This is a genomic window from Mesorhizobium sp. LjNodule214 (assembly GCF_964252735.1).
GTDB lineage: Bacteria > Pseudomonadota > Alphaproteobacteria > Rhizobiales > Rhizobiaceae > Mesorhizobium.
Map to the genome: position 1 here is coordinate 1,263,931 of NZ_CAXUPE020000002.1, position 14,721 is coordinate 1,278,651.

At 64.8% G+C, this 14,721-nt stretch carries 15 protein-coding genes; 6 read left to right on the forward strand and 9 right to left on the reverse strand.

Annotated elements, in window-relative coordinates:
• Positions 1 to 45: 45 nt before the first annotated feature.
• From ACSQ3Z_RS19790 to carB, 3 genes are all read left to right on the forward strand, one after another.
• Positions 46 to 510, forward strand: coding sequence for a hypothetical protein (locus ACSQ3Z_RS19790; protein WP_436172980.1), 465 nt, complete (start codon positions 46 to 48; stop codon positions 508 to 510).
• 268 nt (positions 511 to 778) lie between these two features.
• Positions 779 to 1,564, forward strand: coding sequence for an SH3 domain-containing protein (locus ACSQ3Z_RS19795; protein WP_436172981.1), 786 nt, complete (start codon positions 779 to 781; stop codon positions 1,562 to 1,564).
• A 193-nt stretch (positions 1,565 to 1,757) separates the two neighbouring features.
• The gene (carB, locus tag ACSQ3Z_RS19800; RefSeq protein ID WP_436172982.1) at positions 1,758 to 5,261 is read left to right on the forward strand and encodes a carbamoyl-phosphate synthase large subunit; all 3,504 of its coding nucleotides are present in this window, start codon (positions 1,758 to 1,760) and stop codon (positions 5,259 to 5,261) included.
• 30 nt (positions 5,262 to 5,291) lie between these two features.
• Here carB and ACSQ3Z_RS19805 read toward each other — a convergent pair whose 3' ends face one another.
• From ACSQ3Z_RS19805 to ACSQ3Z_RS19820, 4 genes are all read right to left on the reverse strand, one after another.
• On the reverse strand, positions 5,292 to 6,467 hold the full coding sequence (locus tag ACSQ3Z_RS19805) for an FAD-dependent monooxygenase (RefSeq protein WP_436172983.1): 1,176 nt from the start codon (positions 6,465 to 6,467) through the stop codon (positions 5,292 to 5,294).
• 83 nt (positions 6,468 to 6,550) lie between these two features.
• On the reverse strand, positions 6,551 to 6,943 hold the full coding sequence (locus ACSQ3Z_RS19810; protein WP_436172984.1) for a RidA family protein: 393 nt from the start codon (positions 6,941 to 6,943) through the stop codon (positions 6,551 to 6,553).
• A gap of 71 nt (positions 6,944 to 7,014) precedes the next feature.
• Positions 7,015 to 7,482 carry a DUF6644 family protein gene (locus ACSQ3Z_RS19815; protein WP_436172985.1) on the reverse strand — a complete coding sequence of 156 codons (468 nt, stop codon included), beginning with the start codon at positions 7,480 to 7,482 and terminating at the stop codon, positions 7,015 to 7,017.
• Complete coding sequence (locus tag ACSQ3Z_RS19820; protein WP_436172986.1) at positions 7,483 to 7,872, reverse strand: DUF6152 family protein; 390 nt, start codon at positions 7,870 to 7,872, stop codon at positions 7,483 to 7,485. It abuts the gene before it with no gap.
• Positions 7,873 to 8,147: 275 nt separating this feature from the next.
• On the opposite strand from ACSQ3Z_RS19820, the gene ACSQ3Z_RS19825 reads away from it, so the two are divergent.
• Complete coding sequence (locus ACSQ3Z_RS19825) at positions 8,148 to 8,468, forward strand: DUF1476 domain-containing protein (protein WP_436172987.1); 321 nt, start codon at positions 8,148 to 8,150, stop codon at positions 8,466 to 8,468.
• Positions 8,469 to 8,475: 7 nt separating this feature from the next.
• Here ACSQ3Z_RS19825 and ACSQ3Z_RS19830 read toward each other — a convergent pair whose 3' ends face one another.
• Together ACSQ3Z_RS19830 and ACSQ3Z_RS19835 are read right to left on the reverse strand one after the other, a co-directional pair.
• Complete coding sequence (locus ACSQ3Z_RS19830) at positions 8,476 to 8,940, reverse strand: cupin domain-containing protein (protein WP_436172988.1); 465 nt, start codon at positions 8,938 to 8,940, stop codon at positions 8,476 to 8,478.
• Between the two features lie 82 nt (positions 8,941 to 9,022).
• The gene (locus tag ACSQ3Z_RS19835; protein WP_436173945.1) at positions 9,023 to 9,766 is read right to left on the reverse strand and encodes a DUF899 family protein; all 744 of its coding nucleotides are present in this window, start codon (positions 9,764 to 9,766) and stop codon (positions 9,023 to 9,025) included.
• Between the two features lie 247 nt (positions 9,767 to 10,013).
• Between ACSQ3Z_RS19835 and ACSQ3Z_RS19840 the strand changes: the two genes are divergently transcribed.
• Entirely contained in the window at positions 10,014 to 10,346 is a 333-nt protein-coding gene (locus ACSQ3Z_RS19840) for a hypothetical protein (RefSeq protein WP_436172989.1), read from the forward strand.
• A 296-nt stretch (positions 10,347 to 10,642) separates the two neighbouring features.
• Here the strand turns inward: ACSQ3Z_RS19840 and ACSQ3Z_RS19845 are convergent, their stop codons facing one another.
• The 3 genes from ACSQ3Z_RS19845 to ACSQ3Z_RS19855 all read right to left on the reverse strand — a co-directional run bounded on the left by ACSQ3Z_RS19845 (position 10,643) and on the right by ACSQ3Z_RS19855 (position 13,911).
• A complete protein-coding gene (locus ACSQ3Z_RS19845) occupies positions 10,643 to 12,325 on the reverse strand; it encodes a peroxidase family protein (RefSeq protein WP_436172990.1) in 1,683 nt (560 codons plus the stop codon).
• A 183-nt stretch (positions 12,326 to 12,508) separates the two neighbouring features.
• Entirely contained in the window at positions 12,509 to 12,997 is a 489-nt protein-coding gene (locus tag ACSQ3Z_RS19850; RefSeq protein ID WP_436172991.1) for a GNAT family N-acetyltransferase, read from the reverse strand.
• A 5-nt stretch (positions 12,998 to 13,002) separates the two neighbouring features.
• Complete coding sequence (locus ACSQ3Z_RS19855) at positions 13,003 to 13,911, reverse strand: transglycosylase SLT domain-containing protein (RefSeq protein WP_436172992.1); 909 nt, start codon at positions 13,909 to 13,911, stop codon at positions 13,003 to 13,005.
• Between the two features lie 168 nt (positions 13,912 to 14,079).
• Here ACSQ3Z_RS19855 and ACSQ3Z_RS19860 point away from each other — a divergent pair, with 168 nt between their 5' ends.
• Positions 14,080 to 14,646 (forward strand): methylated-DNA--[protein]-cysteine S-methyltransferase, encoded by a 567-nt coding sequence (locus ACSQ3Z_RS19860; protein WP_436172993.1) that lies wholly within the window; start codon positions 14,080 to 14,082, stop codon positions 14,644 to 14,646.
• The last annotated feature ends 75 nt before the right edge of the window (positions 14,647 to 14,721 follow it).

Genomic DNA, 14,721 nt, shown 5'->3' on the forward strand with positions numbered 1-14,721 from the left:
GCGCAGGAGCGGCTGACGGCAACGCAGCGCGAGGCGCTGCTTGCCTTGCCCTTCACGCTGGAGATCGTGCCCGGCGTGATCGCCTTCCACGCGCGGCCCGACCATGACGAGAAATACCTGGCCGATGCCATTACCGACGGCCAGCTGGTGCGCGCGCCGCTCGCCGCCATCAGGCGAAGGCTGAAGCCGCTCGATCCCGCCTGCCGCATCGTGCTCTGCGGCCACAGCCACCGCAGCGAGCTGATCCGCATTCCCGGCGGACCGGTGATCTTCAATCCTGGCAGCGCCGGCTGCCCGGCCTATGACGATTCGACGCCGCCGGCGCATGTCTCCGAGCAGGGCTCGCCGCATGCGCGCTACGGCATTGTCGAGCTGGATGTGCCCGGCCGTCCCGATCGTTTCGAGACCTTCGCCGTCGACTACGACCATGAGGCGGCGGCGCGGCAAGCCGAGCAGGCCGGCAGGCCGGAATGGGCGCACGCGCTCAGGACAGGGTTCATGTCAGACTGAACGCAGAATGCGTTCATGTCAGGCTGAACCTACTGGTTCATGTCAGGCTGAACGCAGAATGCGATCATGCCTCAGGGCATGAACGCGGTACGCGTTCATGCCCCCGCTGAGTAAGCAGCGGCATCTTTTCGGGATGACATCGCATCGCGTCGTCCCTTATAAAGCGCTCCGGCAAGCGGCGACGACTTCTGAGTCGAGCCGCGCTTCAACGCACGCCCACGGCCAGATGATGAGGCGCACGATTACGCTCCCGAAGACGCTGCACCTCATGATTGCCGCTCCGTTCCTGCTGGCGGCATTGCCTGCCAGGGCCGAGGAACCGCCGGCACCTGTCGTCTCCTATGTCAGCGGCCTCGCTCCCGACGATCTCCTCAACATCCGCGCCACGCCGTCGGCGATCGGCAAGACCGAGGCGCGCCTGCCGGTCGGCTCACCCGTCAAGAACTTCGGCTGCGCCGACGTCAACGGCAATCCGTGGTGCAAGGTCGAAGAGGTCGACAACCCGCAGATCCGCGGATGGGCTCCGGCACGCTACCTCAACCCCGCCAGCGCGGTGGTGCTGACGGAAGCGGATATGGCATTTTCCGCCCAACCGGGCTCCGGCGCCACGAACCCGCAGCCAGCCCCTGCCCCGCCGCCCGACCTGACGGCACGCCTGGGCGCGGACCAGACGACCGATTCCGACGGCGCGCCGAAATCCGCCGAGGCAATCGGCAGGACCGCCATGCAGGATGCCTATGGCCTGGCATTCGCGACCGTTGAAACCGCCTCGACTGGAGACGCACCTGGCACCACCGAGATCCCCTGCGCGCGCCATGTCGGCCAGCCAATGACCCGCTGCGAGATAAGCGTCGCCCATGCGGGCAGCGACAGCGCGGTGACCGTGACATGGCCGGATGGCGGCACGCGCGTCATCAGCTTTCACGGCGGCCTGCCGACCGGCTCGGACTCGTCAGACGAGTTCCGCTTCACCCGCGAGGGCAGCCTCAACATGATCCGTGTTGGCGTTTCCGAGCGCTTCGAGATCACGGATGCATTGGCGACCGGCGGTTAGGGGCCGGGGCGTCGAGGGACAGCAAGGCGCTTGTTGGGGGCAGCCCCTACAACCCGCATTTTCGGGGTTACATCCGGCAAAACTCTTCCCTATAAGGCCCTCCTAGCCTGATACCAGAATCGCAAGCACAACCGGCCGGGTCTTCCCGCCCGGTTTTTCGTGCAAGCCGCTCGCCGAACGGAACGCCTCGACCATGCCAAGACGCACCGACATCAAGTCGATCCTGATCATCGGGGCCGGCCCCATCGTCATCGGCCAGGCCTGCGAGTTCGACTATTCCGGCACCCAGGCCTGCAAAGCGCTGAAGGAAGAGGGTTTCAGGGTCATCCTGGTCAATTCCAACCCGGCCACCATCATGACCGACCCGGAACTGGCCGACGCCACCTATATCGAGCCGATCACGCCTGAAGTGGTGGCCAAGATCATCGCCAAGGAGCGACCCGACGCGCTGCTGCCGACGATGGGTGGCCAGACCGCGCTCAACACCGCTTTGTCGCTGCGCCGCATGGGCGTGCTCGAGCGTTACAATGTCGAGATGATAGGCGCCGACGCGCATGCCATCGACAAGGCCGAGGACCGGGCGCTGTTTCGCGAGGCGATGAGCAAGATCGGCCTCGAAACGCCGAAGTCGATGCTGGCCAACGCCACTGACGTCAAGAACGCCGACCGCAAGACGCATGAGGCCGAGCGCTCAGCGCTCAAGGCCGAGAAGCCCGAGAACCTCGACGCAGCACTCGATGCGCTGGAGACCCGCTGGAACCTCGGCGAAGGCGACCGCAAGCAGCGCTACATCAGCCACGCCATGGCGATCGCCGCCCAGGCGCTCGACCATGTCGGCCTGCCCGCCATCATCCGCCCGTCCTTCACCATGGGCGGCACCGGCGGCGGCATCGCCTACAACCGCGCCGAATTCTACGAGATCGTCCAGTCCGGCCTCGACGCCTCGCCAACCACCGAAGTGCTGATCGAGGAGAGCGTGCTCGGCTGGAAGGAGTATGAGATGGAGGTCGTCCGCGACAAGGCGGACAACTGCATCATCGTCTGCTCGATCGAAAACATCGACCCGATGGGCGTGCATACGGGCGACTCGATCACCGTCGCCCCGGCGCTCACGCTGACCGACAAAGAATACCAGATGATGCGCAACGCCTCGATCGCGGTGCTGCGCGAGATCGGCGTCGAGACCGGCGGCTCCAACGTGCAGTTCGCCGTCAACCCGGCCGACGGCCGCCTGGTGGTGATCGAGATGAACCCGCGCGTCTCGCGCAGCTCCGCTTTGGCCTCCAAGGCGACCGGTTTCCCGATCGCCAAGATCGCGGCAAAGCTCGCCGTCGGCTACACGCTGGACGAACTGGAGAACGACATCACCGGCGGCGCCACGCCCGCCTCGTTCGAGCCGAGCATCGACTACGTCGTCACAAAAATCCCGCGCTTTGCCTTCGAGAAATTCCCCGGCGCCGAGCCGGTGCTGACCACCGCCATGAAGTCGGTCGGCGAGGTGATGGCCATCGGCCGCACTTTCCAGGAATCGCTTCAGAAGGCCTTGCGTGGTTTGGAGACCGGCCTCACCGGCCTCGACGAGATCGAGATCCCCGGCCTCGGCCATGGCACCGCGCCCGCCAGCCATGTCGACGACCGCAACGCCATCCGCGCCGCCCTCGGTACACCAACGCCGGACCGGCTGCGCATGGTGGCGCAGGCGATCCGCATGGGCACTTCGCTGGAAGACGTGCACGCCATGTGCAAGATCGACCCGTGGTTCCTCGAGCAGATCGCCGGCATCCTGGCCATGGAAGAGCGCATCCGCGAGCACGGCATCCCGCAGGATGCCGCCAATCTGCGCATGCTGAAGGCGATGGGTTTCTCCGACGCCCGCCTTGCGTCGCTGACGAAGACCGACGCCGAAGTGATTCAGAAGGTTCGCGAAAAGCTCGACGTCCATCCGGTTTATAAGCGCATCGACACCTGCGCCGCCGAGTTCGCTTCGCCCACCGCCTACATGTACTCGACCTACGAAGTGCCCTTCGCCGGCGCTTTAGCCAACGAGGCGAAAGTATCGTCGCGCAAGAAGGTCGTCATCCTCGGCGGCGGGCCGAACCGCATCGGCCAGGGCATCGAGTTCGACTATTGCTGCTGCCATGCCGCCTTCGCGCTGCGTGACGCCGGCTACGAAGCGATCATGATCAACTGCAATCCCGAGACCGTGTCGACCGACTACGACACCTCCGACCGCCTCTATTTCGATCCGCTGACGGCGGAAGACGTGCTGGAGATCCTGCGCGCCGAACAGGCATCGGGCGAGCTGGTCGGCGTCATCGTCCAGTTCGGCGGCCAGACGCCGCTGAAGCTCGCCGACGCACTGGAGCAAGCCGGCATCCCGATCCTCGGCACCTCGCCCGACATGATCGATCTCGCCGAAGACCGCGACCGCTTCCAGAAGCTGCTGCACAAGCTCAACCTCACCCAGCCGAAGAACGGCATCGCCTATTCGGTCGAGCAGGCCCGCCTCGTCGCCGGCGAGCTCGGCTTCCCGCTGGTGGTGCGCCCGTCCTATGTGCTCGGCGGCCGCGCCATGCAGATCATCCATGACGAGGGTATGCTGCAGACCTACCTGCTCGACACCGTGCCCGGCCTGGTGCCGGAGGACATCAAGCAGAAATATCCCAACGACAAGACCGGCCAGATCAACACGCTGCTGGGCAAGAACCCGCTGCTGTTCGACACCTATCTGTCGGGCGCCATCGAGGTCGACGTCGACTGCCTCTGCGACGGCAAGTCGACCTTCGTCTCCGGCATATTGGAGCACATCGAGGAGGCCGGCATCCACTCCGGCGACAGTGCCTGCTCGCTGCCGGTGCACGGCCTGCCTTCGGACCTGGTGGACGAGCTGGAGCGCCAGACGGCCGCCCTTGCCCGCGCACTCAATGTCGGCGGCCTGATGAACGTGCAGTATGCGATCAAGGACGGCACGGTCTATGTGCTGGAGGTCAACCCGCGCGCGTCGCGCACCGTGCCCTTCGTCGCCAAGACCATCGGCCGTCCCATTGCGAAAATCGCCGCCCGCATCATGGCCGGCGAGACGCTGGAAGACGCCTTCGCCCATTACGGCCCGATGCCCGATCCGCGCAATCCCGGCCACATCGCGGTCAAGGAAGCGGTGTTCCCCTTCGCCCGTTTCCCCGGCGTCGACATTTTGCTCGGACCGGAAATGCGCTCGACCGGCGAGGTCATGGGCCTCGACCGCGACTTCGCTCTGGCCTTCGCCAAGAGCCAGCTCGGCGCCGGCGTCGACCTGCCGCGCTCCGGCACACTGTTCGTCTCGGTCCGCGACGAGGACAAGAAAGGCATATTGCCGGCGGTCAAGCGCCTCGCCGGCCAGGGTTTTAAAGTGATGGCCACATCGGGCACCGCCCGCTTCCTCGCCGAGAACGGCGTCGTCGCGGAGAAAATAAACAAGGTGCTCGAAGGCCGCCCGCACATCGAGGACGCCATCCGCAACCGCCAGGTGCAGATCGTCTTCAACACCACGGACGGCCAGAAAGCGGTGTCGGACTCAAAGTCGCTCCGCCGCGCCACGCTGATGCAGAAGGTGCCGTATTACACGACGCTGTCGGGGGCGGCCGCGGTGGCCGAGGCGATTGCGGCGCTGAGGGCGGGGAGCCTCGAGGTCAGGCCGCTGCAGGAGTATTTTGCTTAGCTAGGGCCGTACCCGCAGAGCGAGGTGCGACTAGAGCGAAGCGGCGGCTGCCTCGGCTTCGGCATAGGCGTCGTAATTCCAGACCCAGGCGCGTTCCTGCCGCTGGGCGTCAAGCTTGCGGTCGCGGGTATGCAAGTCGCCGCTGGATGCGTCATAGCGAGCACCACTCACGCGCGACATGCGCTGGACGCCGGCAGTCCGCTCGCGCCGCAGCTGCTCGTAGATCAGCATTGCCCGTGGGGCTGACTTGCGGTCCGCGTGGCTCAGCACGGTCGCCAAAGCAACGGCGTCTTCGATGGCCTGATTGGCTCCTTGTCCGATGTGCGGCAGCATCGGGTGGGCGGCGTCACCCAGTAAGGTCAGGCGCCCGCGAGTCCAGGTTGCGAGCGGCTCGCGATCGAACAAGCCCCAGCGAAATGTCGCTTTCACTTGGGCAATGATCGTCTCAACCATTGGATCCCAGCCGGCGAACTCCCGAGCAAGCGCGGAGGGATCGCCCCGTGCCGACCATGACTCCTTCATCGGCTCGTCAGTCGTCACAAAGCCGACGTAGTTGATGAGCAGGCCGGCGCGCACCGGAAAGACCAGAAAATGCCTGCCCGCACCGAGCCAGTTGCGCATCGCTCCCGGCGGCCACGAGACGCTCTCCGCCGGGATCACCCCTCGATAAGCGACCGATCCCGAATAGAGCGGGGCGGACGGGGCGACTACGAACTGCTGAAGGGTTGAATGGATCCCGTCAGCCGCGATCACGACGTCGGCCGTGGTGCGCAAACCATTGGCGAAAGTGATGACAGCCTGCTCATCATCCTGTTCGAGGCCGATGCATCTGTGGCCAACCTTCACAATGTCGGCAGGTAACCGGTCGACGAACATTGCCAGCAAATCGGCACGGTGCATGCCGTAGAACTCGATTTGGCCGGCGAGTTCGGGGGGCCACATCGCCGCAGCATAGGATCCATCGGCGCGACGAAACTGTGGGTCGATCCATCTGGCCCCCGAGCGTATCAACTCGTCACCGAGGCCGAGCCGACGAAGCATCCGGACACCGTTCGGTTGGATCGCGACGCCGGCGCCGACCTCGGTCAGAACTGCCGCCTGCTCGTAGAGACGGACGTCCATGCCGCGTTGAAGCAGGGCGTAAGCAGTGGCGGCGCCGCCAATGCCGCCGCCAACGATCGCTACGCTTAGTGGGCTCATGCTCATTGCTCCGGCTCCACAAGCATTGTCAGTCCTTGGCGCGTGCCGTCAACGCAGCCGTCCTTGGGAAAAAGAAAAGAAGGACCCCCTCACGCCACCGCGACACACTCGATCTCGATGTCGAACTCCATCGGCCACGACGCCACCGGCACGAAGCTGCGTGCCGGCGGGTTCGTCGAGAAGTACTTCGCATAGACCCGGTTGATGGCGTTGTAGAAGCCGGAATTGACGGCATAGATGCGCACCATCACCACGTTGTCCAGCGAGGTGCCCGCCGCTTCCAGGCAATGCTTCAGCGCCTTCAGCGACGCCTCGGTCTGCGTTTCGATATCGCCGCGCACCATCTCGCCGGTCACCATGTCCACCGGCGGCGTGGCCGAGATGAACACGAAGCCGTTGGCCTTCACCGCCGTCGAGCACGGCAGGCCGAGCGCCCGCACCTTGGCCGACATGACAGGCACCTCGATGACTTCCTTCTTCATGGCAATCCTCCCTTTGTTGCAGGGAGCTTATCTGGCCGCCTCGGGAAGGCCAGTGCCGGCGCTCACTTTGATCAGAGAAAGCCGATGAACCGTCCGGCGAAAAGCACCGAAGTCCACAGCAGCATCGAGAGCACGGCCAGGAGGCTGGCGGTCCCGCCGGCCGGCACGTCAGCGCCTGTTGCGTGGCTGAGGCGCGTGAAGGCGAAAAAATTGACGCCGGCGAGCAGGATGAGCGCCATCTTGCCGAGGAAAATCGGCATCGCCGCATAGGTGCTCGCCTTGACCGAAAACAGCAGCGAGCCGGTGACCAAAGCGCCGGCGAACGCCCCCAACGCGGTGCGGCGCAGCAGCGCGACGAACGCCGCGTAGGGCAGCGAGCGGAAGGCGCCGCAGACCCGCAAGTCCATGAGCAAGACGCTGGTCAGCAGCGCGCCGATCGCCATGATGTGGAGCGCATTGATGATCGGATAGGCGACGAAGGAGGCCTTCAGCCCCCGCACGAAGGCGAGTTGCTCGATGCCGGCGAGGAACTCGGCCATTTATGCCGGTGGCACGCGGTCGGGATAGACATCGTACGTCTTGCCGCCGACGATGATGCGGACCGCCTTCATCCGCTTTTCGGTCTCGTCGAGCGAGCGGTTGCCAATCGCGGTCACTTCGTCGCCGACCTTGGCGACCTCCTCCGTGAAGCCGGCGGCGATCGTGCGGGCGGGCGGCGCCATCTCCACGCGCCAAGCCTCGCCCTCCGCGTCGACATCCAGCGTGGCGTGCGGATTGCCGATATAGATGGCGGTGATCTTACCTCTGAGTTCGAAGAACCCGTCCTGCGTCCACGACCAGCCGTGATGGGCATAGGCCGCGGTGCCGGCGGCGAGGATCACTGCCGCTGTCAGCGCGACGCTCCGAACCTGATTGAAAGGTGACTGCATCGCTCGTCTCCTCGGTTCATCCAGCAGGCCTTCGAGAGTAGGTCACGGCGCGGCAACGTCAATCACATCGGGGGCGAAAACCTCTGGCATTGCGAGAATTGCAACGCAATCCAATCAGGATCGGTGCGGCGCCGCTCACCCAGGACCGGCTCGATCTCCGGCATGAACGATCCTGCCTTGCTAATGACATCCATGCGCGCCACTCTCGCCTCTTCTGGCCGCTCTTCCCCCAGACATCGGGTTAAGGTCGGTCTCACATCTGAACGAGGCAAACCATGAGCAGCATGAGAGACCGTCAGGAAGGCTTCGAAAAGAAGTTCGCGATGGACGAGGAAACGAAGTTCAAGGCCATGGCGCGCCGCAACAAGCTGCTCGGCCTGTGGGCCGCCGAAAAGCTCGGCAAATCCGGTGAGGATGCCGACGCCTATGCGAAAGAGGTGGTGCGCGCGGACTTCGAAGAGGCAGGCGACAACGACGTGTTCCGCAAGGTACGCGCCGATTTCGACGCGGCAGGCATCGCCCAGTCGGATTCCCAGATCCGCGTCGCCATGGAAGACCTGCTGGCGACCGCGGTCGAGCAGATCAGAACGATTTGAGCACCGCTCAGCGCTGACCTGGATAGGGCATGCCGTCCTTGTGCACGAACCGTCCGTCGGCGTTGGAGCTCATCATATCGATGTCCGAGCAGGTGATGAGGTCTTGCGGGTTACGCGAGCCCACCTCCAGGTAGAGCGCCGTCGCGGCGGACCTGTTGATCAGGTGATGGCCATTGCCGCTGTTCTTGGCGAAGGTCGCGCAATCGCCGGTGCGCAACACTGTCTCGGCGCTGTCCTCGACAAGCGTCACTTCGCCTTCGAGCACATAGACGAATTCGTCCTCATGGCTGTGCCAGTGACGCTGGCTGGACCAGCCGCCGGGCGGCAAGGTCATCAGATTGACGCCGAAATCGCTGAGACCACCCGCATCGCCCAGGCGCCGCCTGATGCGGGTGGCACAGGGCTCATCGAAAGGCGGCGGATAGGGCGAGCCCTTGCGGGCGGGCACGGCGGATAGGTCGATCTTGGGCATGCACTCCTCCGTAAGTCTCTGTGTCGGCATTCTAATTTAGACGACGACTGCCGTCGAAGCGCCTTCGCTTCGCCCTAATTCCCTAGTGGCAGCAAGCCTCGCCATACTGCAGCTGTTCATTCCAGTTCGGTCGGCCCGCCGGGGCAAAATCCATCAGGTTCCACAGAATCTCACAGGTGCCGATGGCGCGCGGGTCCTGGCCGGGTTCCGGCGGCACGAAGCCGAGCTCCGACGACCAGAAATGCCTGACACCATCGCCGTCGCGGTGGAACACCGACAGCACCGGCAGTTGCGCGCCGTCCTCGGCCTCGGCGTGGTAGTCGCGCTTGAAGCTGTTGCCGGCCGAGGAGATGAGCCGCATGTTCTTCCAGCCACGGTCGCGGCCGAGCATCAGCAGATTGTCGAGCGCGGTCTTGGCCACCACGACGAAGTTGAAGCCGGCAGCCTCGAGATGGCCGACGGCGCCGTCGAACTGGTCGAGCAGCGCCGTGCAGGACGGACATGGCTGGTCGGCCCGGGCGAGCTTCGCCGTGCCGCCGCTGGTCGCCACCTCGCGCGTCTCCTGCGGATGACGCGGGAACATCATGCTGTAGAGGATCAGCGTGTCCTTGCCGGGCGCAAACAACTCCGACAGCTTTATCCGCGCCGGCTTGCCGTCCGGCCCAAGCCCGTCGAACACATAATCCTGCGGCAGCAGACCGCCCTTGGGCAGCGCGCGCCGGGCGACCGCAACGTCCTCCATGACGCGGCGCAACTCGATTTCCTTCTGCAGCAGTTTTTCGCGGGCGGCGCGGTATTCGCTGGATTCGTTGGGAAAGCTGATCATCGTCATCTCCATCTCCTGACGACGCGGCCGTTGCCGGCGACGCGCCTTGCCTCTCAAGGACGCACGGCGCGGCACGGTTCCGACATTTTTTGCACGCCGAAACAGCGAGGAGGACGACGCGTCCGCTTCGAACTTAGGAACCGAGCGGCAATCGGCAATATGGGCTATCGAGCGCGGTACTTCTGGAACCGGTTTCGCTTCCCCGCATTCCGTCCGCAGGCTAAGGCTTCCGGGCCTGGGGAGAAAAATGCACGAAGAGATCGACCTGCGCTGCCCGCAGATCGTCGCCGACAATGCCGCCAAGGGGCTCGAGCTACGCAAGCAGTTCGGCCGTGGCGGCACCGAGATCGGCATGGCCCGTGCGACCGAACTGAAGAATCGGGAAAAGCTCTCGCCTTCGACCATAAGGCGCATGGTCAGCTATTTCGCCCGCCACGAGGTCGACAAGCGTGGCAAGAATTACGGCAACGGCAAAAACCCGTCGGCCGGCTACATCGCCTGGCTGCTGTGGGGCGGCGACGAAGGCCGCGCCTGGGCGCTCGACCTCAAGAGAAAGATCGGCAACGCGCCGGACATCTGACAGCGAAGTAAACGCAACAAGCGGGCCCCGAACCCGCCCCGGGACCCGCCGTGGAGTGGCTGACACATGCCGGCGCAGCCGCCTCCGATGCCTTGCAAGCCCTCGATCCCCCGATCGGCGCCCCACGTGGCATGACGCTGGGGTAGCATCTGGGCGCGGCGGCCTATGTGAAGCAGTTCACAAAACCGCTGCTAAGCCGGAGGATTCCACGCCAGGGCCGAAAATTCGTGCCCCAGGGCCGAAAATTCGTGCCCCGGCCGAAACGGAACGTTTCAATCGGGGCACGAACACGCTGATCAATCGCCGATCGGATTGAGCCCCTTGTCGGGATTGGCCGGATCGGCCGCCTTGGCGACGAACTTCAACAGGTCGGTCATGAAGAACGTGCCTGGCTTCGCCGCGGGCAGGTCTGGCTTCCAGCCCGGCTTCGACAGGAAGGACTCCTCGTCACCCTGGACGAGGCCGACAAAGACCTCGCCGACGATGCGCGCGCCCACCGGTCCGAGCCGCTCGCCGCCGCCCTTCACCTGCGCTTCCTTCAGGATGTAGTACCAGAGCGGCGTGTTGGTGTGGAAACCCAGCGACTTCGCCACCACACCGTCGGGGCCGGACGCGATCTCGTCCGGAGTGATCGGCGTGAAGGTGATCTTCTTGCGCATTTCCTTGGCCACAGCCTGGCCCGAAGGCAGGCCAAGGCGCACGCCGCGCTTCAGGTTGCGGAAGGCGAGACTCGCCTCCGGACCGGTGGCGCCGGGCAGCTTGTGCAGGGCATCGGTCAGCAATGGGTCGAGCTGATGCGAGAAATTGAACTCGAACTGCGCGGTGTTGGCCGGCGGCGGCAGTTCGAAGAAGCGCCGCCAGTCGATCACCCAGTTGCTCGGCAAGGTGCCTTGACCAGGCACGCTGCTGGAAAGAGCGCCGGAGAGGTTGCTGAAGCGGAAAAGAGTCGCGAGCCTGGCTTCCGCAATATGCGGATTGGGTGTCCTGAAAATGCGGTTGTGGCTGTATTTCTCACGCACCATCGAATGCCCCATGCGATAGGCTGCGGCCGAGAACTCCCACGGCATGAACGGTTTGGTCTTGAAGCGGTAGAACTTGCGGCCCTCCTGCAGGATCTTCGCCACGAAACCCTTCTCGGTCAGCCGCTCGACCCAGTCGTGCAGCACCAGCCATTGATAGTGCCAGCGGACGGTGCGCGCCGCGTCTTCGAACAGCGTGTCATCCGGCACCCCCTTGGCCTTCAGATGGTCGATCACCGCATTGTGGAATTTCAGGAACGCCAGGTGGATCTGCGCCACCAGCAGGTTCTCGTCATTACGATGATCGCCGATCAGCGCGACGCCCTGCATGTTGCGCGGCAGATCGTTGGGCAATTCCGATACTTGCGGCGTCTGGGCCACTCGGTCGCCGTTTTCTTGCGAAGCCTGGGCGGTGCCGATCAGCAGCTTCGGCGAATCCACCGCACCATTGCCGCCAGGGGCCGGTTCGCGCGCGAACAGGAAGCGATGCGGACCGGGGCCTGCACCGTAGACACAGTCGAGGTCGAGGCTCGGCGAGCGGAAGTTCTTCACCATCCCCGGATCGGCCAGCGCGCGGCTGAGCGGCGTCATGTCGAGCGTGATGTCGTGATCGACGAACTGGCCGAGATAGGTGAACCCGGACGGGATCTTCTTGTTGTCGTGCGGATCGGGATTGGGCTGGTCGACCGGCGCCGGATCCTTCATGGCTTTTGCCAGCGTATCAAGGTCGGCATCGCTGGCGGAGAAAGGGGGCAAATTCTTGAACATGAAATCGAAGAAGCCCGCACCCAGCTTGCCGCCGGGCACGATGGCCGCCGCAGCGCCGGCCTTGGCCTTCTTGGCCCCGGGCGCGGCCGCCGCCTTGGCGGCCATCGCGACCTGTTCAATCGCCTTTTCGGCGAACACTTGCCGGCTGACAAAGCCGTGCCCAATTCTCTGTCGAAGGTTTGGTCCTGCCATAGTCTCGTCCCTCCATTTTGAAATTCGACTATCCAAAATATTTGGTCAGATGCACTGCGTGACGAAAATCTATTAGCAGTTACTTTTTGCCGGACGCTGTGAAGCGGTTCACAAAGCCGCCGTGCTTCCCACCGCGAAGCGTCGCGATGACAAGACAGCGCCGAAATCTTGGTAAACGGGGACTTAACCTTCCCAGGCGACCGGGATCATGCCCAGCCGCTCATAGAGGCGGACGGCGGCGGCATTTTCCACCGTGTTGGTCTTCAGGTCGACATGGGTGGCGCCGCGGTCGCGAAAGGCGAGGAAGGCGTGCCGCATCAGCGCCTCGCCGATGCCCAGACCGCGCGCCTCGGGATGGACGGCGAGGTCTTTCACGAACGCCCTTGTCCAGCAAAGTGCAGCAGCCGCCAGCCGCCCTTTGCCATCGATGACGAGGAAACACAAAGCGGGGTCGAACTCCGCATCATCGGAAATTCGTGGCCACCACTCGTCGAACGGCCCATCGGCGCCATCGTCGAAGACTTCCGTCAGCAGGGCGTGCAGGGGCAGCGCATCGGTCGCCGCGAAGCCGCGCATGACGAAGCCTTCGGGCCAGCGCGGCGGCAGCAGCGTGTCGTCGAGGATCTTGCGCAGCCGGATGTCGTCTGGTGCCGGCGGACGCGGTTCAGGCATCGCGCTCAGGCATCGGGCTGCATGCGTCGGCGCGCACGGTCACGGCCGAGGCCGGTCGCTTCGAGCAGGCCCTTGCGCTTGGCGTCGTAATAATAGCCGCTCTGGTAGAGCTGGTCGGCGCGCTTGGCGTTGCCGCCCGACACCAGCCAGGCGCCGCGCAGATACTTCACCGCGTATTTCAGATTGGTCTCGGCATCGAACAGGCCGGCTGCCGGCCCAAGATAGCCCATGCCGCGCGCCGTGGCGTGCTTGATCTGCATCAGCCCCCAATGGCCACGATTGTAGGCTTTCGGGTTGAAGGTGCTCTCGCGGTTGACGACATGGCGCACCAGGTCGACCGGCACCTGGTAGAGCGCGGAATATTTCTCGATCAGCCGCTCGATCTCGCCGCGGGGGCCTGTCGCGTGCTCGACCGGTGGGCCGGCCGGGGCAAGCAGGGCCGGGTTCTCAGGCACGACATAGGCGACCTGCTGGACGCCCGGCATAGCGCCTGTCTTGACCGTCTGTCCGGTGACCGGCATGGCCATCGCTGCCGTTGCATAGACGGGCGCCGTCTCGACCGAACCGGGGCTGGCCGGAGAGGTTCCAGCCATCACAGCGGGCTGAGCGGCCAGCGGCGTCGGCCCGGCAAAGGCCGCCGGCTGCGCGGGTGCCGGGAACGGCTCACCGGCCGTCGCCGCGGCGCTGCCATCGGCGGGAAGCGCTGCCGTCTGCACCGGGACCAGGCCGGACGATTCCGGCAGCACCGCCACCGTATCGGGCAGCGCCAGCGTCGGGCTGTCATCGCTGGCAACTGCGGGCGCTGCTTCCGCAAGCGCCGGCGCCGCCTTCATCTGCGACGTCGAGGTGCAGCCGCTCAGGCCGGCCGCGACGATGAGCACGCCGATCGCAGAAAAGATGAATTTTGCTGGCAAGCCGCGCACGGGTCCGGTTCATCGGGTTGTTAAGAAGTCCTTACACCAGCGCCTTTCCCCCGGCAATCCGGGCCAGCAGGTGGTTTTCGGGTGGTCGGAGTGACCGGGAACTGCCATATTGTTCCTGATTTGTGCTGAATTCCCTCCCTTCACGGAAAGGAGCATGTCATGGGAACCACCTCTCACCCCGCCGGCCATGCGGTCTTCGAAACCGTGCTCGGCTTCATGGGCATCGCCTGGAGCGAGGCGGGCCTGATGCGGCTCTGCCTGCCGGAGCGCAACCGCGACACGGTGGAGCGCCGGCTACTGCGCCATCCCGGCGTTGCCGCATCGAGTGAGGAGCCACGCTGGGTCGTCGAGCTGATCGCCTCGATCAAGGCCTATGCCGCGGGCGAGGACGTCGATTTCTCCGGCGTGCCGGTCGATCTCACCGGTGTCGACGATTTCCGCCTCGCCATCTATGACGCGGCACGAAAACTCAGCTACGGCGAAACCACCACATATGGCGAACTGGCCAAGCGCGCCGGCCATGCCGGCTTGCCCCGCGAAACCGGGGCGGCACTCGGTGCCAACCCGGTGCCACTGGTCATCCCCTGCCACCGCATCCTTGCCGCCGGCGGCAAGATCGGCGGCTTTTCGGCGCCCGGCGGCTCGGCCACCAAGGAAAAGATGCTGGCCATGGAAGGCGTGCGCGTCGGTCCGCCGTCGGCCGCGCAGGCTTCGTTCGGGTTCTGATTTCCCCAGAGCAATTCCAGGAAAAGTGCGTAGCGGTTTTCCGTCCGGAATTGCGCAAAAACAAGAGTTAGAGCG

Coding starts and splice junctions, on each gene's coding strand:
- ACSQ3Z_RS19795 (WP_436172981.1), top strand. CDS start 779: ATGATTGCCGCTCCGTTCCTGCTGGCGGCATTGCCTGCCAGGGCCGAG.
- carB (WP_436172982.1), top strand. CDS start 1,758: ATGCCAAGACGCACCGACATCAAGTCGATCCTGATCATCGGGGCCGGC.
- ACSQ3Z_RS19805 (WP_436172983.1), bottom strand. CDS start 6,467: ATGAGCATGAGCCCACTAAGCGTAGCGATCGTTGGCGGCGGCATTGGC.
- ACSQ3Z_RS19810 (WP_436172984.1), bottom strand. CDS start 6,943: ATGAAGAAGGAAGTCATCGAGGTGCCTGTCATGTCGGCCAAGGTGCGG.
- ACSQ3Z_RS19815 (WP_436172985.1), bottom strand. CDS start 7,482: ATGGCCGAGTTCCTCGCCGGCATCGAGCAACTCGCCTTCGTGCGGGGG.
- ACSQ3Z_RS19820 (WP_436172986.1), bottom strand. CDS start 7,872: ATGCAGTCACCTTTCAATCAGGTTCGGAGCGTCGCGCTGACAGCGGCA.
- ACSQ3Z_RS19825 (WP_436172987.1), top strand. CDS start 8,148: ATGAGCAGCATGAGAGACCGTCAGGAAGGCTTCGAAAAGAAGTTCGCG.
- ACSQ3Z_RS19830 (WP_436172988.1), bottom strand. CDS start 8,940: ATGCCCAAGATCGACCTATCCGCCGTGCCCGCCCGCAAGGGCTCGCCC.
- ACSQ3Z_RS19835 (WP_436173945.1), bottom strand. CDS start 9,766: ATGATCAGCTTTCCCAACGAATCCAGCGAATACCGCGCCGCCCGCGAA.
- ACSQ3Z_RS19840 (WP_436172989.1), top strand. CDS start 10,014: ATGCACGAAGAGATCGACCTGCGCTGCCCGCAGATCGTCGCCGACAAT.
- ACSQ3Z_RS19845 (WP_436172990.1), bottom strand. CDS start 12,325: ATGGCAGGACCAAACCTTCGACAGAGAATTGGGCACGGCTTTGTCAGC.
- ACSQ3Z_RS19850 (WP_436172991.1), bottom strand. CDS start 12,997: ATGCCTGAACCGCGTCCGCCGGCACCAGACGACATCCGGCTGCGCAAG.
- ACSQ3Z_RS19860 (WP_436172993.1), top strand. CDS start 14,080: ATGGGAACCACCTCTCACCCCGCCGGCCATGCGGTCTTCGAAACCGTG.